Source organism: Halomicrobium sp. HArcht1-1 (assembly GCF_058933285.1).
In genome coordinates, this window is sequence record NZ_JBZYDL010000001.1 from 226,261 (window position 1) to 246,187 (window position 19,927).

At 62.3% G+C, this 19,927-nt stretch carries 20 protein-coding genes, 1 tRNA gene and 1 pseudogene; 12 read left to right on the forward strand and 10 right to left on the reverse strand.

Going from position 1 to position 19,927, the window contains the following annotated elements:
- Positions 1-63: 63 nt before the first annotated feature.
- The 5 genes from AC5FRZ_RS01230 to AC5FRZ_RS01250 form a co-directional block, all read right to left on the reverse strand.
- Positions 64-906, reverse strand: a complete 843-nt coding sequence (locus AC5FRZ_RS01230) for a carbohydrate ABC transporter permease (protein ID WP_372479940.1) — start codon at positions 904-906, stop codon at positions 64-66.
- Entirely contained in the window at positions 903-1,841 is a 939-nt protein-coding gene (locus AC5FRZ_RS01235) for a carbohydrate ABC transporter permease (protein ID WP_493563656.1), read from the reverse strand. The genes AC5FRZ_RS01230 and AC5FRZ_RS01235 overlap by 4 nt, the downstream gene beginning before the upstream one ends.
- Before the next feature lie 3 nt (positions 1,842-1,844).
- Positions 1,845-3,146: an ABC transporter substrate-binding protein gene (locus AC5FRZ_RS01240; RefSeq protein ID WP_493563657.1), complete on the reverse strand. Its 1,302-nt coding sequence runs from the start codon at positions 3,144-3,146 to the stop codon at positions 1,845-1,847.
- A 135-nt stretch (positions 3,147-3,281) separates the two neighbouring features.
- Entirely contained in the window at positions 3,282-4,085 is an 804-nt protein-coding gene (locus tag AC5FRZ_RS01245) for a creatininase family protein (RefSeq protein ID WP_170093044.1), read from the reverse strand.
- A 2-nt stretch (positions 4,086-4,087) separates the two neighbouring features.
- A complete protein-coding gene (locus AC5FRZ_RS01250) occupies positions 4,088-5,188 on the reverse strand; it encodes an ABC transporter ATP-binding protein (RefSeq protein ID WP_493563658.1) in 1,101 nt (366 codons plus the stop codon).
- Positions 5,189-5,373: 185 nt separating this feature from the next.
- On the opposite strand from AC5FRZ_RS01250, the gene AC5FRZ_RS01255 reads away from it, so the two are divergent.
- From AC5FRZ_RS01255 to AC5FRZ_RS01270, 4 genes are all read left to right on the forward strand, one after another.
- Entirely contained in the window at positions 5,374-6,150 is a 777-nt protein-coding gene (locus AC5FRZ_RS01255; protein WP_170093046.1) for an IclR family transcriptional regulator, read from the forward strand.
- A 638-nt stretch (positions 6,151-6,788) separates the two neighbouring features.
- Positions 6,789-7,856, forward strand: a complete 1,068-nt coding sequence (locus AC5FRZ_RS01260) for a DUF373 family protein (RefSeq protein WP_372479935.1) — start codon at positions 6,789-6,791, stop codon at positions 7,854-7,856.
- 29 nt (positions 7,857-7,885) lie between these two features.
- Positions 7,886-8,179 carry a hypothetical protein gene (locus AC5FRZ_RS01265; protein WP_170093048.1) on the forward strand — a complete coding sequence of 98 codons (294 nt, stop codon included), beginning with the start codon at positions 7,886-7,888 and terminating at the stop codon, positions 8,177-8,179.
- Positions 8,180-8,279: 100 nt separating this feature from the next.
- Positions 8,280-8,383: transfer RNA gene (locus tag AC5FRZ_RS01270), tRNA-Arg, on the forward strand.
- Positions 8,384-8,920: 537 nt separating this feature from the next.
- Here AC5FRZ_RS01270 and AC5FRZ_RS01275 read toward each other — a convergent pair.
- Positions 8,921-9,943: a DUF7961 domain-containing protein gene (locus AC5FRZ_RS01275; RefSeq protein ID WP_170093051.1), complete on the reverse strand. Its 1,023-nt coding sequence runs from the start codon at positions 9,941-9,943 to the stop codon at positions 8,921-8,923.
- An 88-nt stretch (positions 9,944-10,031) separates the two neighbouring features.
- Positions 10,032-10,436, reverse strand: a pseudogene (locus tag AC5FRZ_RS01280) (ATP-binding cassette domain-containing protein); the annotation flags it as partial.
- A 207-nt stretch (positions 10,437-10,643) separates the two neighbouring features.
- Here AC5FRZ_RS01280 and AC5FRZ_RS01285 point away from each other — a divergent pair.
- Positions 10,644-10,832 (forward strand): hypothetical protein, encoded by a 189-nt coding sequence (locus AC5FRZ_RS01285; protein ID WP_170093052.1) that lies wholly within the window; start codon positions 10,644-10,646, stop codon positions 10,830-10,832.
- 52 nt (positions 10,833-10,884) lie between these two features.
- Positions 10,885-11,877, forward strand: a complete 993-nt coding sequence (gene sppA, locus AC5FRZ_RS01290; protein ID WP_493563659.1) for a signal peptide peptidase SppA — start codon at positions 10,885-10,887, stop codon at positions 11,875-11,877.
- Positions 11,878-12,062: 185 nt separating this feature from the next.
- Here the strand turns inward: sppA and AC5FRZ_RS01295 are convergent, their stop codons facing one another.
- Both AC5FRZ_RS01295 and AC5FRZ_RS01300 read right to left on the reverse strand, forming a co-directional pair.
- Entirely contained in the window at positions 12,063-13,157 is a 1,095-nt protein-coding gene (locus AC5FRZ_RS01295; RefSeq protein WP_493563660.1) for an aminopeptidase, read from the reverse strand.
- Between the two features lie 38 nt (positions 13,158-13,195).
- Positions 13,196-13,321 carry a DUF7859 family protein gene (locus AC5FRZ_RS01300; protein WP_015761806.1) on the reverse strand — a complete coding sequence of 42 codons (126 nt, stop codon included), beginning with the start codon at positions 13,319-13,321 and terminating at the stop codon, positions 13,196-13,198.
- Positions 13,322-13,460: 139 nt separating this feature from the next.
- On the opposite strand from AC5FRZ_RS01300, the gene AC5FRZ_RS01305 reads away from it, so the two are divergent.
- On the forward strand, positions 13,461-14,135 hold the full coding sequence (locus AC5FRZ_RS01305) for an ArsR/SmtB family transcription factor (RefSeq protein WP_372479933.1): 675 nt from the start codon (positions 13,461-13,463) through the stop codon (positions 14,133-14,135).
- 152 nt (positions 14,136-14,287) lie between these two features.
- Here AC5FRZ_RS01305 and AC5FRZ_RS01310 read toward each other — a convergent pair whose 3' ends face one another.
- The gene (locus AC5FRZ_RS01310) at positions 14,288-14,791 is read right to left on the reverse strand and encodes a metallophosphoesterase (protein WP_170093056.1); all 504 of its coding nucleotides are present in this window, start codon (positions 14,789-14,791) and stop codon (positions 14,288-14,290) included.
- A 52-nt stretch (positions 14,792-14,843) separates the two neighbouring features.
- Here AC5FRZ_RS01310 and AC5FRZ_RS01315 point away from each other — a divergent pair, with 52 nt between their 5' ends.
- From AC5FRZ_RS01315 to AC5FRZ_RS01335, 5 genes are all read left to right on the forward strand, one after another.
- Positions 14,844-15,815, forward strand: a complete 972-nt coding sequence (locus tag AC5FRZ_RS01315) for a cation diffusion facilitator family transporter (RefSeq protein ID WP_493563661.1) — start codon at positions 14,844-14,846, stop codon at positions 15,813-15,815.
- Between the two features lie 198 nt (positions 15,816-16,013).
- Positions 16,014-16,349 carry a hypothetical protein gene (locus AC5FRZ_RS01320; protein WP_493563662.1) on the forward strand — a complete coding sequence of 112 codons (336 nt, stop codon included), beginning with the start codon at positions 16,014-16,016 and terminating at the stop codon, positions 16,347-16,349.
- A gap of 149 nt (positions 16,350-16,498) precedes the next feature.
- Positions 16,499-18,697, forward strand: a complete 2,199-nt coding sequence (locus AC5FRZ_RS01325) for an ATP-dependent DNA helicase (RefSeq protein WP_372479930.1) — start codon at positions 16,499-16,501, stop codon at positions 18,695-18,697.
- 28 nt (positions 18,698-18,725) lie between these two features.
- Positions 18,726-18,998 (forward strand): DUF7557 family protein, encoded by a 273-nt coding sequence (locus AC5FRZ_RS01330; RefSeq protein WP_493563663.1) that lies wholly within the window; start codon positions 18,726-18,728, stop codon positions 18,996-18,998.
- Between the two features lie 143 nt (positions 18,999-19,141).
- Positions 19,142-19,774 (forward strand): HD domain-containing protein, encoded by a 633-nt coding sequence (locus AC5FRZ_RS01335; protein WP_170093061.1) that lies wholly within the window; start codon positions 19,142-19,144, stop codon positions 19,772-19,774.
- Positions 19,775-19,927: the final 153 nt, after the last annotated feature.

Sequence of the window (19,927 nt, forward strand, 5' to 3'; positions counted from 1 at the left end):
CGTGTGCCAGCGGAGCCACAATGAACGTATCGGCTCTGGCCGAGGAGAGAAAGGGTGGGGACGTTACTCCTTGACCGCGCCCGCAGTCATGCCCGCGACGATGTACTCCTCGAGGAAGGCAAACAGGACCAACAGCGGCAGGATGCCGATCACGGAGACCGTCAGCATCATCCGCCAGTCGGTCTGGAGTGCCCCGACCATCGAGAACACCCCGCGTGGGATGTTGTACTTCCCCGCGTCGGTGAGGAAGGTGAGCACGAACAGCAGTCGGTTCCACGCGTAGAGGAACGTGTAGGTGATGCTCGCGACCAGCGCGGGCTTGGTCAGCGGGAGCACGATCTTGGTGAGGATCTGTCGCTGGCTGGCCCCGTCGATCCGGGCCGACTCCTCCAGTGACTCCGGTATCGTCTGGAAGTACCCGTACAGCATCCAGACGTTGAACGGCAGCGTGAACGCGGCCGCCGGGATGATCACCGCGAGGTACGTGTTGTAGATCCCGAACTGGGTGATGACGTCGAACAGGCCGACGATCAGCACCACCGGCGCGAACATCTGCACGACGAGGACCGCCAGCAGGAACGATCGCTTGCCGACGAAGTCGTTGCGCGCACAGGAGTACGCCGCCGGGATCGCCAGCAACAGCGTCAGCGCGACGGTCCCCAGCGAGATGAGGAAGCTGTTACCGACCCACAGCAACACGTCGGTCTGGCCCCAGACGGCCAGATACGACTGGAAAGACGGGTCCGCGGGGAACAGCGTCGCCGGACTGGAGAAGATCTCCGACTCCTGTTTGAGCGTACTGGAGAACATCGCGTAGAAGGGGAACATCATGATCCCCAGCAGCGCGATCAACACGCCGTAGAGGCGGACTTTGCGGAGCTGGCTGCGCTCCTGGCCGGCCATCATAGTTCGTCACCTCCGCTGGTGTAGATCCGCAGGTAGATCACGGCAAACACCAGCAGGAACAGGAACCCGACGACGCTGTAGGCCGCGCCACGGCCGAGGTTCCCGTTTTGCAGCCCGACCTGGTAGATCCAGATCACGAGCGTGGACGTGGTGTTGATCGGCCCGCCGCCGGTCATCGTCCAGATGGTGTCGAAGCTGACGAACGTCCAGATCGTCGACAGCAGCGTCGCGATCAGGATGACGCTCTTGAGCTGTGGGATCGTGATGTAGCGGAACTGCTCCCACTTCTCCGCGCCGTCGATGGCTGCGGCTTCGTACAGCTCCTCGGGGATCGACTGGAGCCCCGCGAGGAAGATGATCGCCATGAACGGCGTCCCGATCCAGATGTCGGCCACGACGACGCCGAGCCAGGCGATCTCCGGGTTCCCGAGGATACCGATCCCCTGATCGATCACGCCCAGCTTGATCAGGATCGCGTTGAGGTAGCCGTACTGGGGGTGCTCGATCCAGCGGAAGACGACCGCCGAGATCGCGTAGGGAATCCCCCACGGGATGAGAAACGCCGTCCGGAAGAACTTCCGGCCCTTGATGTCACCCTTGAGGTGAACTGCGATCAGCAGGCCCAGCAGCGCCTTGCCGGCGACGCCGACCAGCACCCAGCGGCCGGTCTGCCAGAGCAACTGATAGAAGATGTCGCTCTGGAAGATCTCCACGTAGTGCTGGAAGCCGACGTACGTCTCGATCGTCGAGTCGGCCGGTGACTCGTAAAAAGACAGCCGGAACGTCTCCAGGATCGGCCACCCGACGACGCTCAGCAGGAAGATCGCGGCCGGCGCGATCAGGAGATACGCCTGTCTGTGTTTCCACAGGTACTGCAGTCCCCGTTCGAAACGGGAGTCGGCCGGCGACTCCGTGTACTCTTCTGCGACGCCCATCTGTTATTGCATCATCTCTTCGAGGTCCGCCTGTGCGTCGTCCAGGGCCTGCTGGGGGGACTTCTGGTCGCCCAGCGCTTCCTGGATCGCCTGGACCATGCGGTTGTTGAACTCGTTGAAGTTCGAGAGCTTCGGCCGAGCACGAGCGTACTGACCGGCCTCGATGAACGGTGCCCAGTTCTCCGAGTCCTGGAAGTAGTCACGCTCGCCGACCGCCTCGACCGTCGGCATGAACCCCTTGCTGCTTGCGTACTCGAAGTGGCGGTCCTCGTCGAAGTAGAACCGCAGCAGATCTCGCGCGAGGTCCTCGACTTCCGTCTGGGCGAAGATCGAGATGCCGTCGATGGTGTTCAGGCTGTAGCGGCCAGCGGGTCCCTCGGGCACCTGTGCGATGCCGTAGTCGAAGTCGGCGTCGCTGTCGTCGATGTTGATTCCCGTATAGACGTGAGCAATGACCATGCCCAGCGAGCCCGACTCGAACAGCTGGCGGATGTCCTGGCGCGTCGAAGACAGCGGCGAGGACTGGGTGACGCCGTGTTCGAGGTGCAGGTCCGAGTAGAAGCTCAGCGCCTCGACGCCCTCGTCGGAGTTGACGACCGGCTGGCCCTCGTCGTCGATCAGGTCCGCGCCGTGAGACCAGTGGTAGTGGTAGTACTGCGAGCCGGTCTCGATGGCGTCGGCACCGGCCAGTCCCAGTGCGGGGGTGTCGGTCTCCTCGGTGATCGTCTGGGCCGCCGAGAGCATGTCGTCCCAGGTGTCGAGCTGGGGGTCCTCCGGGTCGAGGCCCGCCGCCTCGAACACGTCCTTGTTGTAGTAGAAGCACTTGTTCGAGGCAGCCCACGGAGCGGCGTAGTACTCGCCCTGGTACGTACAGCCGTCTGCCATGCCCTGGTAGAACTGGTCGCCGAACTCGCCTTCCATCATGTCGGTGATGGGGACGAGCGCTTCCTTGCCGACGAGCTGGGGGATCCAGCGGGCCGGCCAGCGAGCCACGTCGGGTGCCTCGCCGCCGTCGACGCGGTTGTTGACCGTCTGCTGAGCGTTGTCCCAGGTGACGCTCGTGAAGTCCATCGTGACGCCGTACTCCTCTTCGAAGGCCGCGTTGTTCTTCTCGAAGAACTCGGCGATGTTGTCGCCGACCCCCATCGTCAGGAACTGGATGGTCTGCTGGTCGCCGCCGTCTCCGCCGTCGCTTCCACCGTCGCCGCCGTCTCCGCCGTCGCCGCCATCGCCGCCGTCACCGCCGCCGTCGCCCATACAGCCGGAGATGGCGATGAGGCCGCCGGCACCGATGGCTTCGAGCATTCGTCGTCGGTCGATACGTCCGTCGGAAAGTGAGTCTGGTTGTTCGCTCGGCATCTGACAGCATTGTTCACTCGATAGTATATAAATCCGCCGATTTATCAGGGTCGATTATTAAAAACAACGGCCAACAATCGGTCACGCGTTGTGTTCGTGGATCGCGACCAGCAAGGCGGCGAGTTCGCTCGTGACGGCGTCGTAGATTCGAGCCCCCTTCTCGGCGCTGGCGAGTTCCGGCGCGCCGATGGCACCCGACTCGGAGTACTCGTCGAAGGACCGATACACCGAGACTGGACCGCCATCCAGGAGGTCGCCGCCGCTCCACTCGTAGTGTTCGTCCCAGAGAGTGCCCTCGCGCTTCGCGGCGTCGGCGACGAGGTCGGGCCGCAAGTGGAGCATCAACGAAGTCTCGTACTCGCCGCCGTGGGCCATCCCGCCGTCCTCGCTGTCTCGCAGCGCTCCCACCTCGTCGGTGGCCAGCGTGAAGTACGTCGTCCCGAGGACCTCGGCGTCGGTCTCGGTGCCGACGGTGCTGACGACGGCGTCGACGAGCGCCGCGTTGCCGCCGTGGCCGTTGACGAAACAGACGGCGTCGAAGCCGTTCTGGATGCCAGTCAGCGCTACGTCTTCGAGCACCGCACGGAGGTGGTCGAGTTCAAGCGACAGCGTCCCACCGAACGAGAGGTGGTGGGGCGAGAAACCCGTCCAGACCGTCGGGGTCACGAGGACGGGAACGTCAGCGCCCGTCTGTTCGGTGCCACCGTGGACGACCGCGTCGACGAGGATGGTGTCCGTCGCGACCGGGAGGTGGTGGCCGTGCTGTTCGATGCTCCCCACCGGGACGACGAGGACCGAGCCGTCGCTGTCGGCGACCTCGCGAATCTCGGCGTACGGCTTGCCGGCCCACTCGCTGTCGGTCGCGCCGATTGAATCGTAGAGCATGCTCAGGCTGTCGGGATCGCTTCGGGTTCGTCGTCGATCGGGACGCGATCACCCGTCTCGTCGAAGAAGTGGATGTCTTCGATGTCGAAGCCCAGCGAAACCGTCTCACCGGGATCGGGGTGGTACTCGCTGTCGACGCGGGCGATGATCTCGCCGTCGCCCTCGGGCGGGTGCAGATAGAGGAAGTTGTCCGAGCCCATCGGCTCGACGACGTCGACGACGGCTTCGAGGTGGCCCTCGTCGGTGCCGACGGTCAGGTCCTCGGGGCGGACGCCGAGAGTGTAGGCACCGGCGTCGAGAGACACCCCGAGCGTCGTCTCGAACCCGTTGCCCGAGAGGTGGACGCCGTCGCCGCTTTCGGTCACGTCGACCTCGAAGAAGTTCATGCTCGGCGAGCCGATGAAGCCCGCGACGAACTTGTTGTTCGGGCGGTCGTAACACACCTCCGGCTCGGCGATCTGCTGGAGTTCGCCGTCGTTGAGGATGGCGATGCGGTCGCCCATCGTCATCGCTTCGGTCTGGTCGTGGGTGACGTAGATCGTCGTCACGCCAAGTTCCTCCTGGATGCGCTGGAGTTCGGTGCGCATCTGGGTCCGGAGCTTGGCGTCGAGATTCGAGAGCGGCTCGTCCATCAGGAACACGTCGGGGTCTCGGACGATGGAGCGTCCCAGCGCCACGCGCTGCTGCTGGCCGCCAGAGAGTTGCTTGGGGAGCTCGATCGAGCAGCCCGGAATTTCGAGGAGATCGGCGGCGTCGTTCACCCGCTCGTCGATCTCGGCGTCCTCGTACTCATCGGAGAGACGCAGCCCGAAGGACATGTTTTCCCGAACGCTCATGTGGGGATACAGCGCGTAGTTCTGGAACACCATCGCGATGTTGCGGTCCTGTGGCCGGACATCGTTGACGACCTGGTTGCCGATCTCGATCTCGCCCGAGGTGATCGTTTCGAGCCCCGCGATCATCCGGAGCGTCGTGGACTTCCCACAGCCGGACGGACCGACCATCACGAGGAATTCCCCGTCCCGGACGGTGAAATCGATCTCCTTGACCGCTAGAAGATCGTCGTACACCTTTGTGACATCAGAGAGACGTACCTTGCTCATGGCGACGTACACCACCCTGCGTTACTATGGTTAAAAAATCTATCGGCGGGTTCCGGTGAGCGGCCGCGTACGTGCCAGCACGCGGCGAAACGGGAGGAAAGCCGCCTGTCGCCGCATGAGATCTACCGACAAACACATATTTGACAATGACAAACTTTACAACCGGTGAAGTGGTACAGAGTGACATGACGAACGACCGGACGCCACGACGAATCCAGTCGGTGGAACTGGCGTTCGACATCCTCGAAGTGTTACGCGATTCGGGAGGCGCGACGGTGACGGAAGTCGCCGACCGGATCGGTCGCTCACCGGGCACGACCCACACCTACCTCGCGACGATGGCAGACCGGGGATACATCCAAAGCAGGGACGGAGAGTATCACGTCGGACTGTTCGCAGTGCCACTCGGTGAGTACGTCAGAAGCCAGTCCCGGCTCTACCGGGTCGGCAAGTCGGAGGTCGACGAATTGGCGCAGGAGACCGGTGAGGCCAGCCACCTCGTGGTCGAGAGCCACGGCCGCGAAATCCCGCTGTACGAGCGGTTCGGTTCAGATGCCGTCGGGGAGACGCTGTACGAAGAAAACAAGGGCCACCCCCGGAGGAACCTCCACTGCTCTGCCGCCGGCAAAGCGATCCTGGCCCACACACCGCCAGAGCGGCGCGACGAGATTCTCACGAACTACGAGTTCGCCGAGCGGACGCCACAGACGACGACCGACGAGGCGTCACTGCGCGAAGAGTTCGAAGCCGTCCGACAGCAGGGATTCGCACAGAACGACGAAGAGCAGATGTCGGGGTTGCGCGCCGTCGGTGCGCCGATCCGATACGAGGGTCAGATTCGCGGAGCGATCAGTCTCTCGGCACCGACGAGCAGGCTGCAGGGCCAACAGTTCGAGGCCGAGATTCCGGAGCGCGTCGTGCAGGCCGCAAACGTCGTCGAGATTAACCTCCAGTCCGCATGAGTGACCACTATCCACCAATGGTAAACGGCCGTGTTGACAATGAGATATAATTAACAGTAGTACCGTCGTTAGATGAATTATTTATCGTCGTATTCATTTCGGAGAGCGATATCGAACTGTATTTGGTGTGAAATAAACACGGCACTTTTTTGACGATGTCAAAGGAGAGGCCACGGAACGACGACACCATCTTGCGTTGGCGAGCAAACAGCCACATGTCGCCACAGTGCCCTGAGAGCGGTCCTGGTTCCGCCGAGGAGTCAGTTCAGCGTTACACTGTCGGCCCAGCCACGCCTGCCACTATACCACCGGAATCGTGTTCATAATTTACGCATCTCTAATCGGATTGGCCCTATTTTGCTTTTTGCTCTCATATCTTCATTTATGCCCCCAGATTCTGGTTTTTCATCAGCCGATAGTCGTTCTTTCGCTACAAGCCTGGTCGCTCTTTCGTGTGATAGCCACACCAGCCACTGTTTGGCGCTTGTACCGACGAAACCGACACCCATGCTTGCAGAATCAGCCTCGCAACAGAGTCCGGGACAGTGTATGCGTCCGTCACCGGAGACGATAACGGCGGGGTGACTGTCGACGGCCGACAAAAGTGATTATACGGATCCCCCTCGTACTCCCGCTCGATGCTGCTGATACTGTGTGTCGACCTCGACGACGACCTCGGCCGCAAGACGGATTGTGAGACGCCCGTCGTCGGCCGCGACGCCGTCGAGTCGGCCGCAGTCGAACTGGCGACTGCCGACCCCGAAGACTCCGACGTGAACGTGCTGTTCGAGGGCGTCCACCTCTACGACTCCATCGACGACGAGGCCGTCGAGGTGGCAGCCGTCACCGGCGTCGACGGGAGCGACGTGGCAGCCAACCGCGCCGTCGGCGAGGAGGTCGACACGGTACTCGCATCGCTGACCGCCAGCGAAGACGTGCGCGCACTGCTCGTGACCGACGGTGCCCAGGACGAGTCGGTGGTGCCCGTGATCCGCTCGCGAATCCACATCGACGGCGTCCACCGCGTGGTCGTCCGCCAGGCACAGGACCTCGAATCGATGTACTACACGATCAAGCAGGTGCTCGACGACCCGGAGACCCGCGGGACGATCCTCGTGCCGCTGGGCATCTTGCTCTTGATCTATCCGCTGGCGATCCTCGCGAACTTCCTCGAACTGCCGGGATCGGCCATCGGGATCATCTCCGGTCTGCTTGGCCTGTACGTCCTCGCGCGCGGTCTCGGTGCCGAGGAGACGCTGGATCGGACCGTCGACCGCATCCGCTCGGGACTGTACACCGGGCGCGTGACGGTGATCACCTACGTCGTCGCGGCGGCACTGATGATCATCGGCGGCGTCAGAGGCGTCCAGACCATCGAGTCGATGGCCATCGAATCGGTCGCCGAAGCCATCGCCGGCCTCGTCTTCGGCTCCGTCCGGTGGTTCGCCGCCGCCGGCATCACCAGTAGCTTCGGCCGCGTCACCGACAAGTACCTCTCGGACAGCTTCGAGTGGCGCTACCTCAACGCCCCCTTCTACGTGCTGTCGATCGCGGCCGTCCTCTACGGCGTCAGCGCCTACTTCCTCGGCAAGGCCACGATCGAGGAACTGGCCGTGGCACTGACCGCCGGCACGCTGCTCGGCCTGGGCAGCACGCTCGCGTTCGCCATCGCCGAGACCCGCTGGCAAGGAGCCGATCCGGTGTAGTCAAGCGCCTGGCGTGCCAGGCTGCCGGCATGTACGTCTCCAGAGCCGTCCGGTCGATCCGGGACGACCCCATCGACGGGGAATCCGTCGGGCTGGTCCTCGAACCCGACGACGAGACCGATCCCGACGCCGTCGCCGCGGCCGCCCGGGCCGCCGACGCGACCGTCGAGCGCCGCCTCCAGTTCGGCGAACTCGAAGTGCGCGTCCCACACCAGCAGGTCGACGACGTCTGTGCCATCGACGGACTGGCCGCCGTCGAGACCACCAACGCGATCGGGATCCACCCCGACGAAGCCGAAGAAGACATCGACCAAGAGGAGTGAGACGCCCGACTGCCCGTCGCTGGGCACCGCCCCGGACGACGCGACGACCGCCAGTCCGAGTCGTACCGCTTTTGACCGCCCGGGGAGTACGCGGCGACGAGGGCACGTAGCTCAGTCCGGATAGAGCGTCGGACTTCTAACGCCGTCACGCCCGTGACGGTGGAAGCGATCCGACGGTCGTGGGTTCGAATCCCACCGTGCCCGTCGACGTTTTTCTGCGTCGGGTGCGCTCCGCGCACCACTCCTTGAAAAACGTCGATGAAAAAGACTCTCCGAGTCGCGCCTGCGGCGCGCTCGGAGCGAACCGCCTCGCTTCGCTCGGCGGATACTCACACTACGTCGGGATTCGAGAACTGGAGACGACAGAATTGTGCCGACCATCGTGTGAAGGAATAGTGCCGTATTACTCGAAGCGTGGTCAACCGAAACAATTCTGATCAACAAGAGTTCGACACTCGGACGAGCCGGCGCGAAGTAGCCTTTCACCCATCCATATCCGATGTCCCTGAACGAATGGCTACGTTGCCCCGCTGGGTGTGATGCGACGATCGAGGTGGTCACCCTTCCCGGGAGTCGGACCGGACGCCGGGAGACGGACATCGCCGTCTCCCGAGCACGACCTCACTCCGTTCGGTCGAACTCCAGTGTGTGGCGTGTGGTCGCAAAATCGAAGAACCAGTCGAGCAGGTCGAAGAGAACTATCGGACCCTACAGCGCTGAGCCATTCTGCTGTCCGCCGATCTATCGGTCGAGGTGCTGATCGAGCGTCGTAAACTCCAGTTCGTCGGGAGCGTACTGGTACTGTTTCAGGTCTTCGTCGTCACAGTGCTGCGAAAGGTTCGCCGGAGAAACGTCCTCTCCGATGGGTCCCTCGAAAACGACGCTGACTTCATCGTCGTCGACGCTCACCACGACGGCGTAGTTCGGATCGTCGTGGGAGGACTTGACGACGTAATCCCCGACGGTGAACGGACGCTCGGCGAAGGCCAGGTTCTCGTGCTTGTACGTGTAGAGGCTGATGTCCTGATCGTCGCAGTACGACGACAGCAGCGCCGGGTCGATATCCCGCCAGTCTCCCGGTCCCTCGTCGAGCGAGCTGGGGAAGGCGACTCGGACACCTTCGCCGTCGAGTTCCTGCCCGTACAGCTCGATTTGCGTCTCCGGCGGCAGTACCTCGACGACGACCCCGACCGACGAGTCTTCGTCCGCTCGCTTTTCGACGCGATCGCCCGGCTGGAATGGGTTCTCCGGCGTCTGGTTCATGTTCGCCGTGTTCGGCCCGAGGTCCTGGAGGTCGTTCATCGGGCGAGCAGCGAGGTGTTCGAGCTTCGCTGGCGAATCACCGGAGAACCGCCGTTCCGTCTCGACTTTCGATTTGAGGGTGTCGACGTGCTCCCACCCCAGCATGATCAAACTATCCTCGTTGTCCCGGTGCCAGACCATTACGATAATGTCGTCGTCTGCGTCGTTTTCGATCAGGTTCTCCGGGTGGAAGGCCGACACGTCGCGGGAGGTCTTCACGTCAATCTCGTATCCAAACACCTCGAAATCGTGGCCTGCGAAGCTCTCGGGATTACATCGCCTGAGCGCGTCTTCGTTCATCCACTCCCACATTTCCGCCGGGAGGAACTCTCGACAGAACTGCTCGAACGCGATCTCCCCGAGGTTCCCGATTCGCTTCGCGTCGATATCCTCTGCGTCCTGTATTACCGCTTGGTGATTGGCCCGACTGCTGTCGATGTCGTCAGGGCTGAACTCGTACACGCTATGTCCAGTTCGTCGTGACAATATGAGTGTTTGTATTCCAGAAACAATATTCGAACCTGAATCAATCCACCACCTACCGGTGGGTGTCTGGCACGATGTGCGTCGACAGGATGACGACTCGATCGGCAGCGAGTTCCGAGAGGACGTTCCGGAATCGAACCCGTTCTTCGGGATCGAGACCTCGAATCGCGGCCATGTACTCGAGAAATTCTTCTAGCGTCAAGTTCGGATACACGCCGGGATTCTGCGGAAGATACCCGAGAACCGACCGGACAGTCCCCGGCGACTCGACGATATCGGTGTCGTTCCAGTAAACCGTCCCCTCTGTCGGTTTCATCACGGTCGTCAACACCTGCATCAACGTCGACTTACCGGCACCGTTCGGGCCGAGAAGCCCGTGAACGCCGGTGCCGACTTCGAGATCCACGTTTTTTACACCCCACTTATCCGAACCGTATTGTTTTCCTACGCCGTCTATTACAAGGTTCATTCTGTTCACAGTTAGCTACGACCCCCGCGTTTAAATTCATTCGGTTTGTCAGGAAATATTAGGTGGCCGGACACCGCAGCGGACTGCCACCGGTGGTCAGTGCCGAGTGGTGTCACGGCACGGAACAGAAAGCGACGACAGGCGAGTAAATTATTTAGTTATTTATGGAGATAGTTTTATATGATATCGCAGACAACATTTCTTCCAATGGCAGACATCGTGAACCTGAAGACGGGACTGATCGCCGCAATAATCTCGGTGGTCGGGTTGGTAGCGAATCCTACCCGTAACCAGCTGTCGGGAAGCAAACTGTATCTGTGGATCGTAGCGACTATCGCGTTTTCTATCGTTCTTGCCGGTGGAATTCAGTACTTCTGGACGCAGACACGTCGGTAGACGACTATCTTCCAGGAAAGATTTTTGCACAGTAATGGCATAGATGTAACTGATGAATGTAATACAATCAGTCAAAAGAAGGATGGTATTTTTGACTGGACTGGCCATCATTCTGGGTGGAAGCTACTTCCTGTTCGTGTATTATCCCACGACTTCACTGGAGTTGATGGGCACTGTTCTCCTGCTCGTCTCGGTGGCCGTCGGAGGAGTGGGAATGAAGAAACTGGCGTCGTCGGTCGTCCCCGAGTACAACGTTGGGCAGATAACGATCGACGGAACCATCGCCCAAACGGAGAGTTCGGACCTCTCCCCGGTCGGCGGTAATACGACCGGGGCAGAGAGCATCGTCGAGCAAGTGAACGCCGCCGATGAAAACTCGAACGTGAAGGCGCTACTGGTCAAAATAAACACCGGCGGCGGCGGCATCGTACCGAGCGAGGACATCCGCCGTGCGCTCGAAGAGTTCGATGGACCGACGGTCGCGTACGCTACCGAGGTCTGTGCGAGCGGTGGATACTGGGTTGCCAGTGGTTGTGACGAGATATGGGCTCACAAAGGGAGTATGGTCGGAAGTATCGGTGTCAAGTTCTCACAGGTCCGCTTTGCCGATCTCGCCGAGAAGGTCGGCGTCTCTTACGAGAGTATCACATCAGGAGAGTACAAGGAGATAATGACGAAGTTCAAGGAACTCGAACCTCACGAACGCGAACAACTCCAGGGGATCACTGATTCGTTCTATGACATCTTCGTCGAGCAACTGGACGAGAGCCTGGAACTGGAACGAGAGACCATCGAAGCGACGGAGGCGAAAGTCTACGTCGGGCCAGAAGCGCGTGAAAACGGCATGGTCGACAACATTGGATACGAATCGGAAGTCAAAGACCGTCTGGCAAACAGACTGGGCGAGGAAGTCGTCGTAACCGAGTTCGGAGACAGCGGTGTCGTGTCCCAGCTAGCTGGCGGCGCACATTCACTCGCGTACTCGTTTGGGGCCGGACTCGGGACCGGTATCGGGAGCATGGGTGGCTCCAAATTCGAGTTCTGAGGGACCCGAGACAGGATCACCAGCAACCACTGTTCTCACGGCAAGGTTTCCGCTCGACGGCAGCAAGATCACGACTCTGTGGCGGCGGTCGTTGATGAATCGTAGCGCGGTTTCGAGGACGCTACGCGACTCGCCCCGAGTCGTCTGTACGGAGCGTTCGCTATCCGATCCCGGAGACCGCTGGGTTACGCCTCGAAGCCGTCCTCGAAGACGAACGTCCCATCCTCCTGGACGCGCTCACCGTCCACCTCGATGTACGAGTCTTCCGACATATCCACGATCATGTCGACGTGGACGGCGCTCTGGTTCTGTTCGTTGTCTTCGCCGACGGTGTCGTCGTAGGCGCGGCCGACGGCCATGTGTACGGTATCGCCCATCTTCTCGTCGAACAGCATGTTGTAGGTGAACTGGTCGATGTCGCGGTTCATCCCGATACCGAGTTCGCCCAGTCGGCGTGCGCCCTCGTCGGTGTCGAGGACCTCGGTCAGCACGCTCTCGTTTTTCGACGCGCTGTGGTCGACGACGCGGCCGTCCTCGAATTCGAGGAAGGCGTCCGTCACTTCCCGGCCCTGGTGGTACAGGGGCTTGTCGAACAGGACTTCGCCCTCGACGCTGTCGGCGACGGGGGCGGTAAAGACCTCGCCGCCGGGGAGGTTTCGCTCGCCGTAGTCGTTGATCGTCGGGTTGCCGGCGACGCTCATCGTCACGTCGGTGGTGTCGCCCGAGACGATCCGGACCTCGTCGGCGGGGTCGAGGATCTCGACCATCTGGGACTGGTGTTCGCGGACGGCGTCCCAGTCTTTGTTGACTGCGTCCCAGACGAAGTTCTCGTAGCCCGCCGTGCTGAGCTGGGCCAGCTGGGCGTTGGTCTGGGCGGGGTACTGGGTGAGACACCAGCGCTTCGAGAGGCGTTCGTCGAGCAGCGGTTGCTGGGCCTGCTGGTAGGCGGCGGTCGTCTCGGGGTCGACGTCGCTGGTCTCGGTGGCGTTGCCGCCGCCGCGGATGGCGATGTACACGTCCATCTCGTCGTACAGCGCCTGGACGTGTGCCGGCGTCTCGAAGTCGCCGTCGTGGTTGCGGAGGTACGCGCGTCGGAAGCGGGCACCGAGGCGGTCCTGGACGGTGAGTGGGTTCGCGCCGCGGTCGGCGATCACCTCGTGGAGCGCCGTCACGAGGTCCGCCGCGTCGGGGTGGGCGTCGATGACGACGTCGTCACCGGCCTGCAGCTCGACGGAGTGGTCTGCGACGATCTCTGCGTGTTCGCGGACACGTGGGTCCATGTCGACAGCCACCGAGTGCGTGAACTAACAACTTTCGTCTACTTGCGCTGGCTCTCTTTGATCCCCTCTTTGAACCCCGTCACCGTTCGACGAACCATCAGGTAGAGGAAAAAGACCAACAGGAGCAGGACCGCCAGTATCGCGTACACTTCCCAACCGGGCATGGCCGGCCGTTGTAGCCGGCCGACCAAAGTCGTTTCGGCACGTCCGGAAATCGGGCCGCTCGACCGGTTTTCGCGTCTGTAAAATAGCTCTTTGATGTATGGTAAAGACTCATACGGTCGTAGTACGTACCCAGAATGCATGTCACTGCTCCCCTCGAAAGACCCCGCAGTCACCGACGCGGACCCTCGGGTGATCTCGGTCGACAGTGATGACGCCGACGACGTGCTCTCGGCGTTGTCGGCGGCGACCGCCCGGAAGTTGCTCGCGGAGCTACACCAGGAGCCGGCCCCGCCTGGCGAACTCGCCGACCGCGTCGACACCTCCCTCCAGAACGCCCAGTACCACCTGGAGAAGCTCGAAACGGCCGGTGCAGTGGAGGTCGCCGACACGGCCTACTCCGAGAAGGGACGAGAGATGGACGTGTACGCGCCCGCAGACCAGCCGCTGGTCATCTGTGCGGGCGACGAACAGGAGACCTCGGGACTGCGCAGCGCCGTGACGAGTCTGCTCGGCGGGGTCGCCGTCGTGGGGGTCCTCAGCCTGTTCGTCCAGGAGCTGCTGGGTCGATCGCTGCTGGGAAGCGGTGTCCAGGAGGGGAGTGCCGGCACGGGACAGCCGGGGAGCAGCTATCTGCCGTCTGGTTCTGCCGGGAGCGTGACAGAGAGCGCGGGACAGGTCGCAGCCGACGGCGGCACCGTCGCACAGAGTGGTGCGCAGGCGGCTGTGAACGCCGTTCCACCCGGGGCAGCGTTTTTCGCGGGCGGCTGTGTCGTCCTCGCCGCAGTGTTCGCAGTCTGGTACGTTGATCGGTAAAACGATCGCTTGACCCACCTGCGTGGATCTGTCAAACGGCTCTTTGTCTTACCGTCGTCTCTTTTTACCCCTGGTGTGTACTAACGTGTGCGTCGACCCATCGGACGGACCACGACCAGACTGGCACACGATTCCGTCGACGCTGGCCCCCGTCACTGGCACACCTCCGTTATCACTGTTCCGTCGGGCTCGTACAACGTCGCTCGCAACGCTCCACCAGTGTCCACGAGTTCGGCGTGTGCGGGCCGATACCGGCGGGGATCGGCGTAGCTTCCCGGATTGACGAGCAGCCATTCAGACGTATCCGACAGTTCTGGCCGGTGTGAGTGGCCGACCACTACCACGTCGGCAGCCTCCTGCCGAGCGAGCAGCGACAGCGCAGTCGCCGAGTGTTCGTGCCCGTGGACGACGACGAAGCGAAGCCCGTGCCACTCGACGGTCGCGGTACTGGGGAGTCGGTCCCGAAGCGCTGGCTCCTCGTTGTTGCCCGCGACGGCGACCAGTTCGGTCGCCTGGGCTGTGATGGCGTCGTACACCGCTTCGGTCGTGAAATCGCCCGCGTGGATTACGGTGTCGGCCTCGCGGACGGCCGTAAGCGTCCGGCCGCCGAGTCGGTGGTCGTCGGTGCCGTGCGTGTCCGAGATGATCGCGAGCATACCGCAGTTCCGTTCCAGAAACACTTAGTTGGGGCCAGATGAGTCCCAAGCAATGGCTGGAAGCAAGTCGGTCGTCCTTGCCGCGTTGATCGCGAACGGTGCGATCGCGATTCTGAAATTCTTCGGGTTCCTCCTGACTGGGAGCGCGGCGATGCTGTCGGAAACGTACCACAGTATCTCCGATACCGGGAACCAGGTGTTTCTACTGATCGGGATCCGCTTTAGCGAGCGCAGTCGGGATCGACAGCACCCGTTCGGCTACGGCAAGTCACAGTTCTTCTACAGCTTCCTCGTCTCGGTGTTGCTCTTCGGGATCGCCGGCTGGGAGAGTGCAAAGCACGGCTGGAAGCAGCTCACGGGCGGCAGCCACGGTGGTGGCGGCCACGCCGGTGAGGCAGTCGACCTGCTCTTTTTCACCTACACGCCGCCGGCGTGGCTCGAACCGGTCTGGGTCAACTACACGGTCCTGATCGGGGCATTCGTCTTCGAGACGTGGGCGCTGTACAAAGCCCGTGCGGAGATGCAGCGCCAGATGCAGGCCAACGACTGGACGAGTTACAGAGAAGCGTTCCGCAAGACCAGTGACGTGACGACGCTGACGGCCCTGACCGAAGACACCATCGCACTGGCTGGCATCGTCATCGCACTGGTCGGGATCACGCTCGAACAGGCGACCGGCAACGCCGTGTTCGACCAGATTTCCGCACTCCTGATCGGGATCATGCTGATGGGCTTCGCGCTGGCGCTGGCCTGGGAGAACAAGCGGCTCCTGCTGGGCGAGAGCCTCCAGCCCGACGAGGAAGCGGCGTTGCGCTCGGTCATCACCGACCACGCAAGCGTCGAAGAGATCAGGGACTTCCGGACCGTCTACTTCGGTCCCCGGAACGTGCTGCTGACCGCTGACGTGGCGTTCGAGGACGGCCTATCGACCGACGAGATCCACGAGCATATCACCACGCTACAGGAAGATCTCAGAGCGGTCGACGAGGGGATCCAGCGGATCTACATCGAACCGGAGAGTTGATACTACCGGCTGTAAATCTGTGAATGATTTCGCCACCCCGGGGTGGCGGAGATATTCACGAAGTAACAGCCGGCAGTATGAGATAAGAGTGTACTGTTTGGAGGCGCGACTTCATGCCTCGGTGAGAAGGCCTCGAAAGTGGATTGCTCGGTCGCTTATCTGAACAGCACTTTGTCTATTGCCGCAAGATTGAGGTACGTGAGCATTCATGTAAACAATATGGATATTCGAGAAACAGAACCGCTAGACGTGATTGGAGCAGGAGTAGCTGCAGTCGTCTTTGGATACCTTCTAATCATTGAGGGGAACCTCGTACGGGGCTTCGTACTTGCAGCCTGGATCCTCTCAATGTCGGTTTCGCTTCGGAACAGTAACTACGAGCATACTGTTGTTTTGTTGGTACTCGGCTCACTCATTACCGGTGCAATGATCAGTGGACAGTTCACCTACCTGCTCCTTTCCGTTGTTGTTGCGGGATTTGGCTATACTCTGTGGACAATCAAACGATCATCCAGAGACACTGCTGCATTGTAGCGACTAGCGAAGATGAGCGAGCGGTAAATACTTTCAACCACCAACTGCTGATCTGTCACGGCCTTCGCCAGCGAGCACACTGCGTCAAACGAAGCACGATCCGTTACTAGGGCCGAACCCTTTTGCCCGATAGCGGCCAAGAGTGTGACGTGGCGACGACCGACGACGACTACCTGCGATTTTTCCCCTACGACGAGCCCTACGACCACCAGCACGAGGCGATGGGCGGCATCTACGACGCGCTGACCGATGGTCGTGACGTGCTCTTCGAGGGGGCCTGCGGGACCGGCAAGACGCTGGCCTCGCTGGTGCCGGCACTGGAGTACGCCCGGCAGGCAGACAAGACCGTCGTCATCACGACCAACGTCCACCAGCAGATGCGTCAGTTCGTCGCAGACGCCCGCGCGATCACCGCCCAGGAGTCGATCCGCGCGGTCGTCTTCCGGGGCAAGGGGTCGATGTGTCACATCGACGTCGACTACGAGGAGTGTCAGGCGCTGCGGGACACCACACGAGACCTGGTCGACAAAGAACAGGAGCGAGCCGAGCTGGAACGCCAGGAGAGCGAGCTACTCGACCAGGCTACTGCCGACGGCGACGCTCTGGGCGACGACAGTCAGGAGAACGCGCTGGAGGCCCGCAACGCCGTCATGGACGAGCTCCAGGCGGTCGAGGACGAACTCGAAGAGCTACAGACCGACGCGACGATCTGCGATCACTACTACCGGAACCTCACCGTCGACACGACCGAGTTCTACGCCTGGCTGTACGAGGACGTTCGCACGCCCGACGACGTGTACGAGTACGCCCACGACCGCGGGCTCTGTGGCTACGAACTGCTCAAGGAGGGCATCGAAGGCGTCGATCTGGTCGTCTGTAACTACCACCACCTGCTCGATCCGATGATCCGCGAGCAGTTCTTTCGGTGGCTCGGTCGGGACCCGGAAGACGTGGTCGCCGTCTTCGACGAGGCCCACAACGTCGAGAACGCCGCCCGCGACCACGCTCGTCGGACCCTCACCGAGACGACCGTCGAGAGCGCGATCGACGAACTGGCCGAGAGCGACGATAGCCGGAGCGAGAACGCCCACAACGTGCTCTCGACGTTCCTGCGGGCGCTGCGGACGACCTACGACGACGCCTTCGGCTTCGGCGAGCGCGAGCAGGTCGAGGACCACTGGTACGACCTCTCGATCGCCAACGACGACCGTCGGGACGACCTCACGCTGGCCTTCCTCCAGGAGTACAGCGGTCCGGGGTTCCACGAGGAACTGGATCAGGCGCTCGATCTTGGGCGCGAACTCGACCAGCAGTACGAGGAGGCGTTCAAGCAGGGCGACCTCGATACGCGCAAGGAGTGCCAGACCCTGCAGGCGGCCCAGTTCCTCTCGGCGTGGCTCGAAGAGAGCGACGACCTCGGACAGTACCCCGTGGTGAGTGTCCGACGCCGGGAAGAGAGCGGCGACATCTACGGCCGGGCAGAGCTGTACACCTGCATCCCCTCGAACGTGACCGGGGACCTCTTCTCGGATCTGCACGCGTCGGTGCTGATGAGCGCGACGTTGCGACCCTTCGACGTGACCCAGGACGTGCTCGGGCTGACCGACCCGGAGACGATGGCTTACGGCGAGCAGTTCCCCGAGGAGCGCCGACGGACCTACGCCGTCGACGGCCCCGCGCTGTTCGCCAGCGAGCGCGACGACCCCGCGACCCAGGACGCCGTCGCGGGCGTGCTGGAAGACGCCGCCCAGATGACGCCCGGGAACACGCTGGCCTTCTTCCCGAGCTACGCCGAGGCCGAACGGTACCACGAGCGAGTCGACGTCGACGGGCAGCAGTACCTCGACGAACCGGGGACACAGGCACGAGACCTCCGAGAGTCGTTCGTCGACCGCGACGACGCGCTCCTGTGTACGTCGCTGTGGGGAACGCTGGGCGAGGGCGTGAGCTACGACGGCGACGACGCCCGCACCGTCGTCGTGGTCGGCGTCCCCTACCCCCACCTCGACGACCGGATGGACGCCGTCCAGAACGCCTACGCGACGAGTTTCGGCGGCGACGAGGAGGCCGGGTGGCGCTACGCCGTCGAGATCCCGACGATCCGCAAGACCCGACAGGCGCTTGGCCGCGTCGTTCGCTCGCCCGACGACTTCGGCGTCCGAATCTTGCTCGATCGACGCTACACGGAGGCCGCCGAGATGGAGATGCACGACTACGCGGTGCGGGGGACCTTCCCGCCCGAGGAACGGGCCGAGATGATCGACATCGACCCCGAGAAGCTCAAGTTCGCGATGCTGAACTTCTACCAGGACGTAGACGGCTACGACGGCCCACCGCCGACGCCCTGAGCGACTATCGAGGGGGCTGAATGACCGAGTGTCCGAACAGAGCGACAGCGTTTTTGTATACATATACGCATACATAGGCGGGACGACAATTCGTCTCTCCGAGGAGGCCAAAGAACGGCTCGCACTCCTGAAACGAGAGGACGAGAGCTTCGAGGACGTGATCATGCGACTGACGGAAGACGACAAGTGGGCCGGGTTCGGGGCGCTGTCTGATTCACCCTCCGACACGAGAGACGGCATGAAGCGCCTCCGCTCACAGATGCGAGACGGCATCGACGACGATATCGGCGAGGATTCGTGATGCTCGTCCTCGACAACAACCTCTGAGCTGATCCCCGCGCTGGCGCGTGAGGCGGACTGATTCTCACTGGTGCGTTGCTCCGTGTGAAACAACCACGTGGTCGAGACGGTGTACTTTTGCAGTGAGGTCCGGTAGCGGAGACGATGGCAGACGACTCCCTCCGTACCGTCGCGCGGTCGTACTTCGAGGACTCGATGAGCCCCGCACACGACTGGCATCACGTCCAGCGCGTCGAGGCGCTCGCGAATCGCCTCGTCGCCGAGTACGCCGTCGACGAGCGTGCCGTCGAACTCGCGGTACTGTTGCACGATATCGGTCGCGCGATGGAGGACGCCGGTGAGATCGAGGACCACGCGGTCTGGGGTGCCCGAAAAGCCCGCCAGATCCTGAGGGATCGAAACGTCCCCGCCCAACGCGTCGAGACGGTGAGCCAGGCCATCCGCGCACACCGGTATTCGAACGACATCGAACCGGCGACCCGCGAGGCCGAGGTGCTCTGTGACGCCGACAACCTTGACGCACTGGGTGCCGTCGGCCTCGCCCGGTGTTTCACCTACGGCGGCGAGTTGGGTGAGGCGATCCACGATCCCGACGTGCCGCCCAGCGAGGATTCGACGGCCGTCGGACGGACCCAGTACAACCACCTGCACAAGAAGATCCTCTCGCTCCCCGAGCGAATGTACACCGACGCCGGAACGGCACTCGCCGAGGATCGGGCGGCCTTCGTCGAGCGGTTCGTCGACCGGTTCGACGCCGAGGTGGCCGGCGAGCGGTGACTCCCGCCGAAATCCGGGGACGGCACTCGACGTGAAACAGTGGGCGAGCGGGCCCCGATCCGCCCGCTTAACCAACACTGGCGTTCTCCGACCGATCCTGTTGGTTAACCCCTGCGACCGGAAACCAGACCCTTTGAAACCCCTCGCACAGAA